Annotated in this window: 12 protein-coding genes; 4 read left to right on the top strand and 8 right to left on the bottom strand. The window is 75.9% G+C overall.

From position 1 onward, the window contains the following. Nucleotides 1–47: 47 nt before the first annotated feature. Nucleotides 48–521 carry a MarR family winged helix-turn-helix transcriptional regulator gene (locus K1Y72_RS10120; protein WP_220165456.1) on the bottom strand — a complete coding sequence of 158 codons (474 nt, stop codon included), beginning with the start codon at nucleotides 519–521 and terminating at the stop codon, nucleotides 48–50. An 87-nt stretch (nucleotides 522–608) separates the two neighbouring features. Here K1Y72_RS10120 and K1Y72_RS10115 point away from each other — a divergent pair, with 87 nt between their 5' ends. Then, nucleotides 609–1,697 (top strand): epoxide hydrolase family protein, encoded by a 1,089-nt coding sequence (locus K1Y72_RS10115; RefSeq protein WP_220165455.1) that lies wholly within the window; start codon nucleotides 609–611, stop codon nucleotides 1,695–1,697. 5 nt (nucleotides 1,698–1,702) lie between these two features. Here the strand turns inward: K1Y72_RS10115 and K1Y72_RS10110 are convergent, their stop codons facing one another. The 4 genes from K1Y72_RS10110 to K1Y72_RS10095 all read right to left on the bottom strand — a co-directional run bounded on the left by K1Y72_RS10110 (nucleotide 1,703) and on the right by K1Y72_RS10095 (nucleotide 5,973). Continuing rightward, nucleotides 1,703–2,470, bottom strand: coding sequence for a crotonase/enoyl-CoA hydratase family protein (locus K1Y72_RS10110; RefSeq protein ID WP_220165453.1), 768 nt, complete (start codon nucleotides 2,468–2,470; stop codon nucleotides 1,703–1,705). 75 nt (nucleotides 2,471–2,545) lie between these two features. Further along, on the bottom strand, nucleotides 2,546–3,394 hold the full coding sequence (locus K1Y72_RS10105; RefSeq protein WP_220165451.1) for an SDR family NAD(P)-dependent oxidoreductase: 849 nt from the start codon (nucleotides 3,392–3,394) through the stop codon (nucleotides 2,546–2,548). Beyond that, a complete protein-coding gene (locus tag K1Y72_RS10100) occupies nucleotides 3,391–4,752 on the bottom strand; it encodes a cytochrome P450 (protein WP_220165449.1) in 1,362 nt (453 codons plus the stop codon). Before K1Y72_RS10100 ends, K1Y72_RS10105 begins: the two co-directional genes overlap by 4 nt. A gap of 69 nt (nucleotides 4,753–4,821) precedes the next feature. After that, nucleotides 4,822–5,973, bottom strand: a complete 1,152-nt coding sequence (locus K1Y72_RS10095; RefSeq protein WP_220165447.1) for a carboxymuconolactone decarboxylase family protein — start codon at nucleotides 5,971–5,973, stop codon at nucleotides 4,822–4,824. A 156-nt stretch (nucleotides 5,974–6,129) separates the two neighbouring features. On the opposite strand from K1Y72_RS10095, the gene K1Y72_RS10090 reads away from it, so the two are divergent. Beyond that, nucleotides 6,130–6,468 (top strand): DMT family transporter, encoded by a 339-nt coding sequence (locus K1Y72_RS10090; RefSeq protein WP_220165446.1) that lies wholly within the window; start codon nucleotides 6,130–6,132, stop codon nucleotides 6,466–6,468. Next, nucleotides 6,465–6,779, top strand: a complete 315-nt coding sequence (locus K1Y72_RS10085) for a DMT family transporter (protein WP_220165445.1) — start codon at nucleotides 6,465–6,467, stop codon at nucleotides 6,777–6,779. Before K1Y72_RS10090 ends, K1Y72_RS10085 begins: the two co-directional genes overlap by 4 nt. Before the next feature lie 24 nt (nucleotides 6,780–6,803). On the opposite strand, the gene K1Y72_RS10080 is transcribed toward K1Y72_RS10085, so the two are convergent. Further along, a complete protein-coding gene (locus K1Y72_RS10080) occupies nucleotides 6,804–8,264 on the bottom strand; it encodes an aldehyde dehydrogenase family protein (protein ID WP_220165444.1) in 1,461 nt (486 codons plus the stop codon). Between the two features lie 186 nt (nucleotides 8,265–8,450). Between K1Y72_RS10080 and K1Y72_RS10075 the strand changes: the two genes are divergently transcribed. Beyond that, nucleotides 8,451–9,260, top strand: coding sequence for an SAM-dependent methyltransferase (locus K1Y72_RS10075; protein ID WP_220165443.1), 810 nt, complete (start codon nucleotides 8,451–8,453; stop codon nucleotides 9,258–9,260). A gap of 17 nt (nucleotides 9,261–9,277) precedes the next feature. Here K1Y72_RS10075 and K1Y72_RS10070 read toward each other — a convergent pair whose 3' ends face one another. Both K1Y72_RS10070 and K1Y72_RS10065 read right to left on the bottom strand, forming a co-directional pair. Further along, nucleotides 9,278–10,303 carry a hemolysin family protein gene (locus K1Y72_RS10070; RefSeq protein WP_220165442.1) on the bottom strand — a complete coding sequence of 342 codons (1,026 nt, stop codon included), beginning with the start codon at nucleotides 10,301–10,303 and terminating at the stop codon, nucleotides 9,278–9,280. Then, nucleotides 10,303–11,646: a hemolysin family protein gene (locus tag K1Y72_RS10065; protein WP_220165441.1), complete on the bottom strand. Its 1,344-nt coding sequence runs from the start codon at nucleotides 11,644–11,646 to the stop codon at nucleotides 10,303–10,305. Before K1Y72_RS10065 ends, K1Y72_RS10070 begins: the two co-directional genes overlap by 1 nt. Between the last annotated feature and the right edge of the window lie 30 nt (nucleotides 11,647–11,676).

Below are 11,676 nucleotides of genomic sequence, written 5' to 3'. Positions count from 1 at the left end.
CCGTTCCACCGGGGAACCTGCCCGTCCGGGGTTCTGCCGGACCCCCGCTATTCGCCAGCGCCCTGCCAAGGCGCCTTCGCGCCATGGTGCTCGTTCAGGGCCGACAGCAGCCGGATCAGCTCCGCGCGCTCGGCGGCCGACAGGGGGGAGAGCAGGTCGTCCTGGACGCCGTCGATGATCCGGGCGAAGCCCGCGAACGCCCGCCGCCCGTCCTCGGTGACGGTGACGATGTTGCGGCGGCGGTCGCCGGGATCGGGGGAGCGCTCCACCAGGCCGGCCGCCGCCAGGTCGTTGAGCGAGGCGACCACGTCGCTGCGGTCGATGCCGGTGCGCCGCCCGAGCTCGGCCTGGCTGGCCGGGCCGTGCTCCAGCAGGGCGGCCAGCAGCCGGGTGTCGTAGCCGCGCGTGCCCGCCGCGGCGAGCCGCTCGGAGAGCAGCCGGTGGCCCTGCCCGGCGACCTGCGAGACGAGCCAGGTCGGTAGTTCCCGCAGCCGCGTGAGCGGCCGGTCCTCTGACGTCATGCGCCCACCCTACCCACTTGTTGGCCGCGCCAACGAATGCTAACGTTGGCATCACCAACATTGGTTCGGCCAACTTCTGGAGTCCCGATGATCACTCCCTTCCGCCTGCACGTCCCCCAGGCCGACCTGGACGACCTCGCCGCCCGCCTGGACCGCACCCGCTGGCCCGACGAGGTCGAGGGCGCCGGCTGGGACTACGGCATCCCCCTCGCCCGCGTCCGCGCGCTGGCCGACCGCTGGCGCCACGGCTACGACTGGCGCGCCCACGAGGCCGAGCTGAACCGCCACCCGCAGTTCACCACCGAGATCGACGGCCAGCGCCTGCACTTCCTGCACGTCCGCGCCGCCGCGCCCGACGCGCTGCCGCTGCTGCTCGTGCACGGCTGGCCCGGCTCGGTCCTGGAGTTCCTGGACGTCATCGACGACCTGTCCCGCGACTTCCACCTGGTCATCCCCTCCATCCCCGGCTTCGGCCCGGCCGGCCCGACCCGCGAGCGCGGCTGGAGCGCGGACCGCGTCGCCCGCGCCTTCGCCGCGCTGATGGAGCGCCTCGGCTACGACCGCTACGGCGCGCAGGGCGGCGACTGGGGCGCCGGGATCGCCCGCGCCCTCGCCGCGGCCGCCCCCGAGCACGTCGTCGGCGTCCACCTGAACTACCTGCCGACGCCCTCGGCCGGCGACGAGAGCGCCCTCGGCGCCGAGGACCGCGAGCGGCTCGCCGCCACCATGGCGATGGCCGCGAACCGCCCCGGCTACCAGGTGCTCCAGGGCACCCGCCCGCAGACGGTCGCCTACGCCCTCACCGACTCGCCCGTCGGGCAGCTCGCCTGGATCGCCGAGAAGTTCCACGAGTGGCCCGACCCCGCCAGCGACATCGGCGACGACCGCATTCTCACCGACGTCGCGCTGTACTGGTTCACCGCCACCGCCGGGTCGGCCGCGCGCCTCACCAAGGAGAGCGGCTTCGGCGCCGCGCCGACCCGCGTCCCGGTCGGCGTCGCGGTCTTCAAGCACGACATCGTCCTGTCGGTGCGGCCGATCGCCGAGCGCGCCCACAACATCGTGCACTGGAGCGAGTTCGAGCGCGGCGGCCACTTCGCGGCGATGGAGGTCCCCGACCTGTTCGCCGGGGACGTCCGCGCCTTCTTCACCAAGCTCCTGGACGGGGCGGCCTGACCGGCTCAGCCCTCGAAGGAGCCGTGGCGGCCCGCGCCGGAGGCGAACCGGGCCGCCCCCTCCAGGGCCTCTGCGAGGGAGTGCTCGCCGTGGCGGAACTCCGCCACCATGGCGGCCTCCTCGTCCAGGCCCCACTGGTCCAGCACCGACGCCCGGTCGCGCCGCAGGCAGGTCTGCGGGAACCGGGCGAGCGTCCCGGCCAGCTCCACCGCCGCCCGGACGGCCTGACCCTCGGGCACCACCCGGTTGGCCAGGCCGATCCGCAGCGCCTCGGCGGCGTCCACCGGCCGGCCCGTCAGGATCAGGTCCAGCGCGTGGCTCTGCCCGATCAGCCGGGGCAGCCGCACCGTCCCGCCGTCGATGAGCGGGACGCCCCAGCGCCGGCAGTACACCCCGAACACCGCCGTCTCGGCGGCCACCCGAAGGTCGGCCCAGACCGCCAGCTCCAGCCCGCCCGCCACGGCGTGGCCCTCCACCGCCGCGATCACCGGCTTGGACAGCCGCAGCCGCGACGGCCCCATCGGGCCGTCCCCGCCGCGGTCCGCGCGGTTGCCGTCGGCGGTGCCGAGCGCGCGCAGGTCCGCGCCCGCGCAGAACGTGCCGCCCTCGCCGTACAGGACGGCGACGGCGGCATCGGGGTCGGCGTCGAAGGCGCGGAACGCCGCCGCGAGCGCCGCGGCGGTCGGCCCGTCCACGGCGTTGCGCCGCTCGGGCCGGTCGATGCCGATCAGCGTGACCGGCCCCTCGGTGCGGACGGTGATCGTGCCGGTCATCGCGCTCCCCTCCCCGGCCCGCCCCGACCGGGCGGGCCCGCCCGGAAGCTACCACCGGGTCACCGGGTCACCGGGTCACCTGTCACCGGAACCCGGCTCGGTGAGCTTGCCCTGCAGCTTCGCCTTGGCCTTCTCCGGCGCCACCTTGGCGGCCGCGGCCTGGAGCTTGTTCTTGAACGACCCGGCGACGACGTGGTCCTTGCCGGCCATGAGGGCCTTGAAGCCCTGCTCGGCGACCTTCGCCGGGTCGTCCTTGCCCCCGGACCGTCCGAGCTTGGTGTCCTGCATCCCGGCCCGGTCGAAGAACTCGGTGTCGGTCGCCCCCGGCATCAGCGCCGTCACCGTGACGCCGGTGTCGCGCAGCTCGTGGCGCAGCGCCTCGGAGAACGACAGCAGGAACGCCTTGGACGCGGCGTAGGTCGCCTGGTAGGGGCCGGGGCCCGTCGCGGCGACGGAGGAGGTGAACAGCACCCGCCCCTCGTTCGCCGCGACCATCGCGGGCAGGACCCGCTTGGCCAGGTGGACCGCGGACGTCACATTCAGGTTGACCAGCCGCAGCTCGTCGTCGAGGCCGGTCTCGCGGGCGAAGTCGCCGTTCACGCCGATGCCGGCGTTCACGGCGAGCGCCGCGGGCGTGCGGGCGAGCGCCTGGACGCGGCCGTGCAGCTCCTCGACGCCGTCGAACGCGGCGAGGTCGACCCGGACGGGAAGGGCGGTGACGCCGGTCTCGGCGGCGACCGCGGCCGCCGCCTCCACGATGCCGGCGTCCTCGGCGGCCATGACGACGTCGAACCCGTGGCGGGCGAACTCGCCCGCCAGCTCGCGGCCGATGCCGCTCGACGCTCCGGTCACGACGGCCAGCGGCCGGGCGTCACCGGCCGGCGTGCCGTCCACCGGCGTGTCATCCATGGGCGTGTCGTTCATTCGGTGCTCCTCTCGGGACGGGGGCGGACCGCCAGCCGCACGCGGAAGGGCCCGAACGTGCGGGGCAGCGGCCGGTCGGGGCGCAGCGGCGTGCCCGCCGCCTGGCGCAGGTCGAAGGCGCGCAGCAGCGCGCCCATGAAAAGGGTGGTGGTCAGCAGGACCAGGTCGCGGCCCGGGCACTCGCCGGGCCCGGCGCTGAACGGGACGACCGACCCGCTCTCCTGCGCCGTGCCGTCGAACCAGATGCGCGGCGCGAACGCGTCGGCGAACGGCAGGTTGTCCTCGTCGCGGTTCACGAACGGGGTGTGGATCAGCAGGCCGGTGCCCGCCGCGAGGACCGTGCCGTTCCAGTCGACGTCGGTGCTGGTGTCGCGCAGGATCGACAGCGTCGTCGGCCACAGCCGCACCGACTCCAGCACCGTCGCGCGCAGGAACGGGAGCTCCGGGCCGCCGGCGTCGGCCTCGGCGTGGGCGCGCTCCCGGTGCTCGGGGTGGGCGGCCAGCAGCGCCAGGGCGCGGAAGGCGGCGATCCCGGCCGGCTCGTAGGCGAACAGCCACTGCGGGACCTGCTGCTCGGGCTCGGTGACGGCGCTCTTCGGCGCGGCGGCGACCATCTCGGCGAGGCTCCCGGGCTCGGCGCGGTCCAGGTAGCCCTGGAGGCGGCGGTCGAACCGCTCGCGGACCCGGCGGCGGCGCGGGTGGGCGAAGGCCCAGTTGGCGTCCATCCGCAGCCGGGTCAGCAGGTCGCTGATCTCGGAGTCGTCGCGGGCGGCGTCGCCCAGCACGATCCGGCGGATCACGCGCCACCAGGCGACCCGGAAGCCGTCCCAGGTCAGCTCGCCGCGCTCGCCGGCGGCCGCGACGAGCCGCGCCGCCTCCTCGTCGATCTTGCGGGTGAACGCCGCGGCGTGGTCGTGCACCGGCCGGCCCGTCTCCAGCACCCGCTCGTTGAAGGCGCGCCGGTCGGCCCGCTCGGCGCCGGTGGACGCCAGGACGCCGTGCGGCTGGAAGTGCGCCAGCGCGGCGCGCTTCTCCTTGGTGGCGAGCGCGAACGGCTCGGGCGACCCGTCCAGGACGCGCCGCACGTCCGGCGGCGACAGCACGAGCGCGAACGGGCGCCCGGGGACGCGCAGCTTCAGCGGCCCAGGCCCGTAGCGGGCGCGCAGCGACCGCAGGTAGCGGCCCGCGTGCGCGTCGGCCTGCATCCTCTCGGCCAGCGCGACCACCCGGGGGCGGCGCGCCAGGATGCCCTTGGCGACGGTCGGCGCCAGCACCTGGGCGCCTACGCGCAGGGTGTCGGCGACCGAGGCGGTCGCCACCGAGGTGCCGGTGGACTCGGACATCAGCGGGACAACCATGATCAGCTCCTTCGGGTGCGGCGCCCCCCTGCCCGTGGGGAGGGCGTTGAACACATGGGCGGGCCGGGGTCAGCGCCGCCGGGCGCGGCCGATCGGGACCGGGGCGCGCTCCCAGGCGCTCGGATCCTTGTCGCGGACGCCGAAGCTGTTCAGCACCATGGCGAGCATCGCGTACGTGCCGACCAGCAGGACGAGGGCGGCGCGCTGCCGCTCGTCCAGGAAGTCCGCCAGCGCTTCGCGCGTGTCGGCGGTCAGCGCCCGCGCGGCGCAGAGCTCGTCCACGGCGCGCAGCAGCGCGCGCTCGCGGGCGTCCCAGCCCGAGGCGTCCGGCCCCACGGCGAGGCGCTCCAGGTCGGCGCCGGTGAGGCCGGAGGCGACCGAGGTCGCGGTGTGATGCTGCCACTCGTAGGAGGAGCCGCAGCACCAGCCGGTGCGCAGGACGGCGCGCTCCACGTCGGCGGGGGCGAGCCCGCCGCCCGCCACGACGGCCGTCCACAGCGTCGTCCAGGGCCAGAACGCGCCGGGGCTGCGGTCGAGCAGGTCGAACAGCGCCATCCGGCGGGCCCCGATGGAGCGGCCGGCGATCCGGGCGACCGGCAGGACGCCGTCCCGCCGCGCGTGCGCGACGACGCGCCGCCCGACCGGCAGCGGCGAGGACGGGCCCGCCTCCACGTCCGGGAACGGCTGCCCTGCGGTGGAGGGGACGGGTGCGGCGCCGGCGTCCCCGGCTTCCGTCGCGCCGAGCAGCATCGCGGTCGCCTCCACGTGCCCCGCGATCATGCACAGCTCGACGATCAGCCCGTCGTCCAGGAAGGCGGCCAGCCGCCGCCAGGTGCCCTCGCCGATCATGCGGTGGGCGCGCAGGTCGCGGACCGCGTCCAGCAGCGCCGCGACGCGCGGCGGCCACGGCGCGGCGCCGCCGGCACGCAGCCGGGCGACGACCGGGGCGGGCAGGCCGTGCGGGCGCCGCGCCCAGTACTCGAACAGGCGCGGGTCGCCGAGGCCCGCCGCCGCCCGCAGCGCGATCGCGCCCGCCGCGTCGGCGGGCAGGCGCCCGAGCGCGAACAGGCCGGTCTCGAAGCGCCGGTGGCCGCGCGCCAGCCGCCCGGACCCGCCGAAGAGCCCGGCCGGCGGCGGATCGCTCCGCCGGGCCGACCGCCAGGCGACCACCGAGCGGACCCGCGCGGGCCCGCCGCCCCGCCCCGCATGCATGCCGGACATCCGCGCCCCCTTCCGCCCGCGCCGGTCGCGGATGCCGGCCCCCTGCCCTCCCGGACGCGGGCCATGCGCGGGGCGGCCGTAGCCTTGGGCGGTGATCGCAGCATTCGAGGGACGTCGCGGCCCGCGGGCCCGCGCCGCCGCCGGCGCGAGGCCGGCATGAGGAAGTGGCTCTACCTGGCGGGTGCGATCGGCACCGAGGTCACCGGCACCATGGCGCTGCGCGCCACCGTCGAGCACCCCGCCTGGATCGCGCTGACCGTCGCCGGCGAGCTCACCGCGTTCGTCCTGCTCGGGCTCGCCCTGCGCGAGCGGCTGCCGCTCGGCGTCGCCTACGGCATCTGGGGCGCGGTCGGGGTGGCGCTCACCGCCGTGCTCGGCACGGTGCTGTTCGGCGAGGTGCTGAGCGCCACCGCCGTCGCCGGGATCGGCCTCATCATCGGGGGCGTCGTGCTGGTGGAGACCGGGTCGCGCGACGCCGGGGAGGCCGCCCCGTGAGCTGGCTCTGGCTGCTCGCCGCGATCGCCTCGGAGATCACCGGGACGCTGGGCCTGCGGGCGAGCGAGGGGCTGCGCCGGCGGCGCTGGCTCGCGCCGGTCGCCGCCGGCTACCTGGCCGCCTTCGCCTTCCTCTCGCTCGCCCTGCGGGCCGGGATGAGCGTCGCCGTCGCCTACGGCGTCTGGACCGCCGTCGGGATCGCCGCCGTCGCCCTGCTCGCCCGCGTCATCTGGCGCGACCCCCTCACCCGCCGCATGCTGCTCGGCATCGCGGTGATCGCCGCCGGGGTCCTGCTCGTCGAGCTCGGCTGAGCGCGCCGCGTCGGAACGGCCGGGTCAGAACGGGTAGGTCGGCGCCTGCCCGCGCATCGTGATCCAGCGGGTCTCGGTGAACGCCTCGATGTTGGCGGCGGCACCGCCGAACCGGGAGCCGGTGCCCGACGCGCCGACGCCGCCGAACGGCGAGTTCGCCTCGTCGCTCACCGTCTGGTCGTTGATGTGGACGATCCCGGTCGGGATGCGCCGCGCGAGCTCCAGGCCGCGCATCGCGTCGCGGGTGACGATGCCGAGCGACAGCCCGTACTCGGTCGCGGTGGCGAGCGCGACCGCCTCGTCCAGGCCGCCGAAGCGGGCGACCGGCGCGACCGGCCCGAACACCTCCTGCGCGAACGCCGGCGTCCCGGGCGTCGCGCCCGCCAGCACCGTGGGGGAGTAGAACAGGCCCTCGTAGGTGCCGCCGGCGGCCAGCGACGCGCCCTGCTCGACGCTGCCGGTCACCAGCGCGTGGATCTTGTCGCGCTGGCCCGCGTCGATGACCGGGCCGAGCGCCGCCGCGCCGCCCGCCGGGTCGCCCACGGGCAGCCCGGCGGCCTTGGCGGCGAGCCGCTCCACGAACGCGTCGTAGATCCCCTCGGCGACCAGGTGGCGGCCGGTGGTCATGCAGATCTGGCCCTGGTGGAAGAAGCTGCCCCAGGCCGCGAGGTTCACCGCCTCGTCCACGTCGGCGTCGGCCAGGACGATCATCGCCGAGTTGCCGCCGAGCTCCAGGTGGGCGCGCTTGAGGTGGCGGCCGGCGAGCTCGCCGACCTTGCGCCCGGCCTCGGTGGAGCCGGTGAAGGAGATGACCCGCACCAGCGGGTGCGTCACGATCGCCTCGCCGACGTCGGCGCCGCCCGGCAGCATCTGCAGCAGCCCGGCGGGCAGCCCCGCCTCCTCGAAGACGCGCGCGATCGTCACGCCGCCGGTGACGGCGGTCCGCGGGTCGGGCTTGAGGATCACCGCGTTGCCGAGCGCCAGCGCGGGCGCCACCGACCGGATCGCCAGGATCAGCGGCACGTTGAACGGCGCGATCACCCCGACGACACCGGCGGGCGTGCGGGTGGCCATCGACAGCCGCGGCTCCTCGCTCGGCAGCAGCTCCCCGTAGGGGCGGCCGGGCAGCGCGGCGGCCTCGTGGCACTCCTGCTCGGCGACGTGCACGGCGAACCCGGCCATCCCCGGGACGGCGCCGACCTCGCGGACGTTCCACCACGCCACGTCCTCGGCGTGCTCGGCCCACAGCCGCGCGGCCCGGCGCAGCACCGCCGCGCGCTCGGTGTGCGGGACGGCGGCCCAGGCGCGCTGCGCGGCCGCCGCGCTCTCGGCGGCGCGGGCGACGTCGCCGGGGTCGGCGACGCCGATCTCGCCGAGCTCGGCGCCGGTCGCGGGCTCGACGGCCGGGGCGGTGCCGCCCGAGCCGGGCGCCCAGGACCCGTCGATGAAAATGTGGCGCTGCCAGTCCGCTTCGTCGAGGAACACGGCACGATCCTTTCTCTAGCCTGAATTGTCTGAATTTAGGGGTTCGTTGAGGTCGGCGACCAGGGGTCCGGCGCCCCGGCCGCGACGGAGATGTGCCGGTACATCCCGAAACGATGATCTTTCCGGGGTCGGCGCGCGTACGCTGGGCCCGACCAGCACCGCGAGTGAAGGACCCCACCACCCGTGATGGACGACCAGGGGGCGCGCGCCGAGCAGGCACCCGCCGGGATCGACACCAGCACCGCGCACATCGCGCGCATCTACGACTACTGGCTCGGCGGCAAGGACAACTTCGCGGCCGACCGGCTGGCCGCCGAGCAGGTCATGAAGGCCACCCCGACCGTCAGGCCCGGCGTGACCAGCAACCGGGCCTTCCTCGGCCGCGCCGTGCGGCACATGGTCGGGCAGGGCGTCACCCAGTTCGTCGATATCGGCACCGGCATCCCGACGGCCGGCAACACCCACCTGGTCGCGCAGGCCCTCGACCCCGCCAGCCGCGTCGTCTACGTCGACAACGACCCGATCGTGCTGGCGCACGCGCGCGCCCTGCTCACCGGCGTGTCCGCGCCGACCTCGTTCGTGGACGCCGACGTGCGCGACACCGGCGCCATCCTCGCCGAGGCCGGCCTCCTGCTGGACCTGACCCGCCCGGTCGGCCTGCTGATGATCGCCCTGCTGCACTGCGTGCCCGACGCCGACGACCCGGCCGGCCTGGTGACCACCCTGATGGACGCACTGCCCGCGGGCAGCCACCTCGCCATCACCCAGCCCGCCATCGACCAGCTCCCCGGCAGCATGGCCGAGGCCGAGGAGACCCTGACCCGCACCATGGGTTACAAGGTCACCTTCCGCACCCGCGAGGGCGTCGCCCGCTTCTTCGACGGCTACGAGCTCCTCGACCCCGGCGTCGTCCCCATCCAGGACTGGCGCCCCGACACCCCGCCCGACCCGTCGGTCATCACCGGCATGTGGGGCGGCGTCGCGCGCAAGGGCTGACCGCGCCGCCGCGCCCGTCAGGCCGCCGCCCCGGCGCGCGGGAACAGCCGCCGCAGCACGTCGGTGATCGTCACGACGCCGAGCACCCGGCCGCCCTCGGCGCCGCCCTCGGTGACGAGGGCGAGCTGGTTGCTCGTCTCGCGCATCCGGGTGAGCGCGGTGTAGACGGGCGTGCCCGCCGGGACCTGGAACGCCGGGCGCGCCAGCCCCGCGACGGGGGCGCCGTCCGGCTCGGCCAGGGTGTCGCGCACGTGCACCACGCCCCAGCCGGCGCCGCCGTCGCGCACCAGGATCCGCAGGTGCCCGGACGCCTGCGCGGCGCGCTGCACGTCGGCGACGGTGGCGCCGGCGTCGACCGCGACCGGCTCGGCGCCCGCCCGCACCAGGTCGCCGACCAGCAGCTCCTGCAGGTCCAGCGCGCCCGACAGCTGCGCCGAGTACCCGGCGTCCAGGGCGCCGACGTTGGCGGAGTGCTCGACGAGGTGGCGCAGCGCGTCCGCGTCCTGCCCCGCCGCGACCTGGTCGGCCGCCTCGACGCCGACCAGGCGCAGGCACCGGTTCGCGGCCTGGTTCAGGGAGCGCAGCAGCGGCCGGGTCACCGCCATGAAGGCCCGCATCGGCAGCGCCAGCAGCGTCGCCGACCGCTCCGGATGCGCGATCGCCCACGACTTCGGCGCCATCTCGCCGACCACCAGGTGCAGGAACGTCACGAGGACCAGGGCGAGCACGAAGCCCGCGCCGTCGGCCAGCCAGTGCGGCAGGCCCCACGAGGCCATCCAGGGTGTCAGCCAGTGGTGCACGGCGGGCTTGGTGATCGCGCCGAGCGCCAGCGTGCACACGGTGATGCCGAGCTGCGCCCCGGCCAGCAGCACGGTGAGCTCGGACGCGCTGCGCAGCGCGGCGCGCGCGGCGCGGCTGGCGGGCGCGGCGTCCTCCAGCCGGTGCCGCTTGGCGGCGATGAGCGCGAACTCCACCGCGACGAAGAACGCGCTCAGCGCGATGATCGCCACGGTCGCGGCGAGCACGACCCACGGGTTCCCCATCAGCCCTCCCTCCGCTCGCCGATCCGCAGCCGCACCGACGCGGGCACGTGGTCGGCCACCTCCAGCACCTCGGCGCGCACGAACCGCACCGGCGGGTCGCCCGCCCGCGCCAGGTCGGCGGGGTCGGCGGGCAGCTCGATGTCGACCTGCTCGCCCGGGCGGGGCAGCGCGCCGAACGCGGAGATCACCAGGCCGGCCAGCGTCTCGTAGTCGCCGGCGGGCAGCCGGTGGTCGATGGTGCGCTCCACCTCGTCCACGTGGAAGCCGCCCGGGATGACCCACGAGGTGCCGGCCGCGTCGGCGGCGGGCGCGGCCTCCCGCTCGTCGTGCTCGTCGGTGATCTCGCCGACGAGCTCCTCGGCCAGGTCCTCCAGCGTGAGGATGCCGGCGAAGCCGCCGAACTCGTCCACCACGCAGGCCAGCTCGGCGCGCCGGCCCGCCATCTCGTCCAGGGCGGTGGGCAGCGCCATCAGCGTCGGCAGCATGACGGCCGGGCGCATCAGCTCCTCGACGGGCCGGTCGCCGTCGGCGGCCGCCAGCACGTCGTCCAGGTGGACGACGCCGGTCACCCGCTCGCCGTCGTCCAGCACCGGGTAGCGCGAGTGCCCGGCGGCCATGACCGCCCGCACCTCGGCGACCGGGACGCCGCCCGCCACCGTGTCGACCCGCGACCGCGGGATCATCGCGTGCTCGACGTCGCGCCGCGGGAAGTCCAGGATGCGGTCCAGCAGGATCGACAGGTCCGGCGGCAGGTCGCCGCTGCGCCGCGAGTCGGCGACGATGTGCGCGAGGTCGCGCTCGGTCGCCGAATGCTCCACGTCGTGGACCGGCTCGATCCGCAGCAGCCGCAGCAGCAGGTTGGACGCCTGGTCGAAGATCCAGATGAGCCGGCCGAACGCCTTGAGGTAGGCCAGCGTGGACCGGGCGAGGCGCAGCGCGACCGGCTCGGGGCGCGCGATCGCCAGGTTCTTGGGGAACAGCTCGCCGAACAGCATCTGCACGAGGGTGGAGAACGCGAGCGCGACCACCGTCCCGACCGCGACGGCCGTCGCGGCGCCGCCGAACAGGTCGCCGACCGCGCGGCCGATCAGCGGCTCGGCGACGTAGCCGACGAGCAGCCCGGTGACCGTGATGCCGAGCTGCGCGCCCGACAGCATGAACGAGGTGCGCCGGGTCACCCGCAGGGCGCGGCCGGCCGCGGCGTCGCCGCCGTCCGCGCGGACGCTCAGGCGGGACCGGTCGACCGCCATGTAGGCGAACTCTTGGGCCACGAAGTAGCCGGTGAGAGCGGTGATCAGCAGGACCACCGCCACGCCGAGCAGCAGCGAGAGCAGGGCCGTCATCGCGGGCCGGTCCGGTGGGCGGTCCGGTGG

It is taken from the genome of Actinomadura parmotrematis (assembly GCF_019458805.1).
Taxonomy (GTDB): Bacteria; Actinomycetota; Actinomycetes; order Streptosporangiales; family Streptosporangiaceae; genus Spirillospora; species Spirillospora parmotrematis.
This window is presented reverse-complemented; position numbering and strand designations above follow the sequence as displayed.

What these genes read in the sequence shown, in the direction of transcription:
- K1Y72_RS10110 (WP_220165453.1), bottom strand. Translation starts at nt 2,470, where the DNA reads ATGACCGGCACGATCACCGTCCGCACCGAGGGGCCGGTCACGCTGATC.
- K1Y72_RS10105 (WP_220165451.1), bottom strand. Translation starts at nt 3,394, where the DNA reads ATGAACGACACGCCCATGGATGACACGCCGGTGGACGGCACGCCGGCC.
- K1Y72_RS10095 (WP_220165447.1), bottom strand. Translation starts at nt 5,973, where the DNA reads ATGTCCGGCATGCATGCGGGGCGGGGCGGCGGGCCCGCGCGGGTCCGC.
- K1Y72_RS10070 (WP_220165442.1), bottom strand. Translation starts at nt 10,303, where the DNA reads ATGGGGAACCCGTGGGTCGTGCTCGCCGCGACCGTGGCGATCATCGCG.
- K1Y72_RS10120 (WP_220165456.1), bottom strand. Translation starts at nt 521, where the DNA reads ATGACGTCAGAGGACCGGCCGCTCACGCGGCTGCGGGAACTACCGACC.
- K1Y72_RS10075 (WP_220165443.1), top strand. Translation starts at nt 8,451, where the DNA reads ATGGACGACCAGGGGGCGCGCGCCGAGCAGGCACCCGCCGGGATCGAC.
- K1Y72_RS10115 (WP_220165455.1), top strand. Translation starts at nt 609, where the DNA reads ATGATCACTCCCTTCCGCCTGCACGTCCCCCAGGCCGACCTGGACGAC.
- K1Y72_RS10090 (WP_220165446.1), top strand. Translation starts at nt 6,130, where the DNA reads ATGAGGAAGTGGCTCTACCTGGCGGGTGCGATCGGCACCGAGGTCACC.
- K1Y72_RS10065 (WP_220165441.1), bottom strand. Translation starts at nt 11,646, where the DNA reads ATGACGGCCCTGCTCTCGCTGCTGCTCGGCGTGGCGGTGGTCCTGCTG.
- K1Y72_RS10100 (WP_220165449.1), bottom strand. Translation starts at nt 4,752, where the DNA reads ATGGTTGTCCCGCTGATGTCCGAGTCCACCGGCACCTCGGTGGCGACC.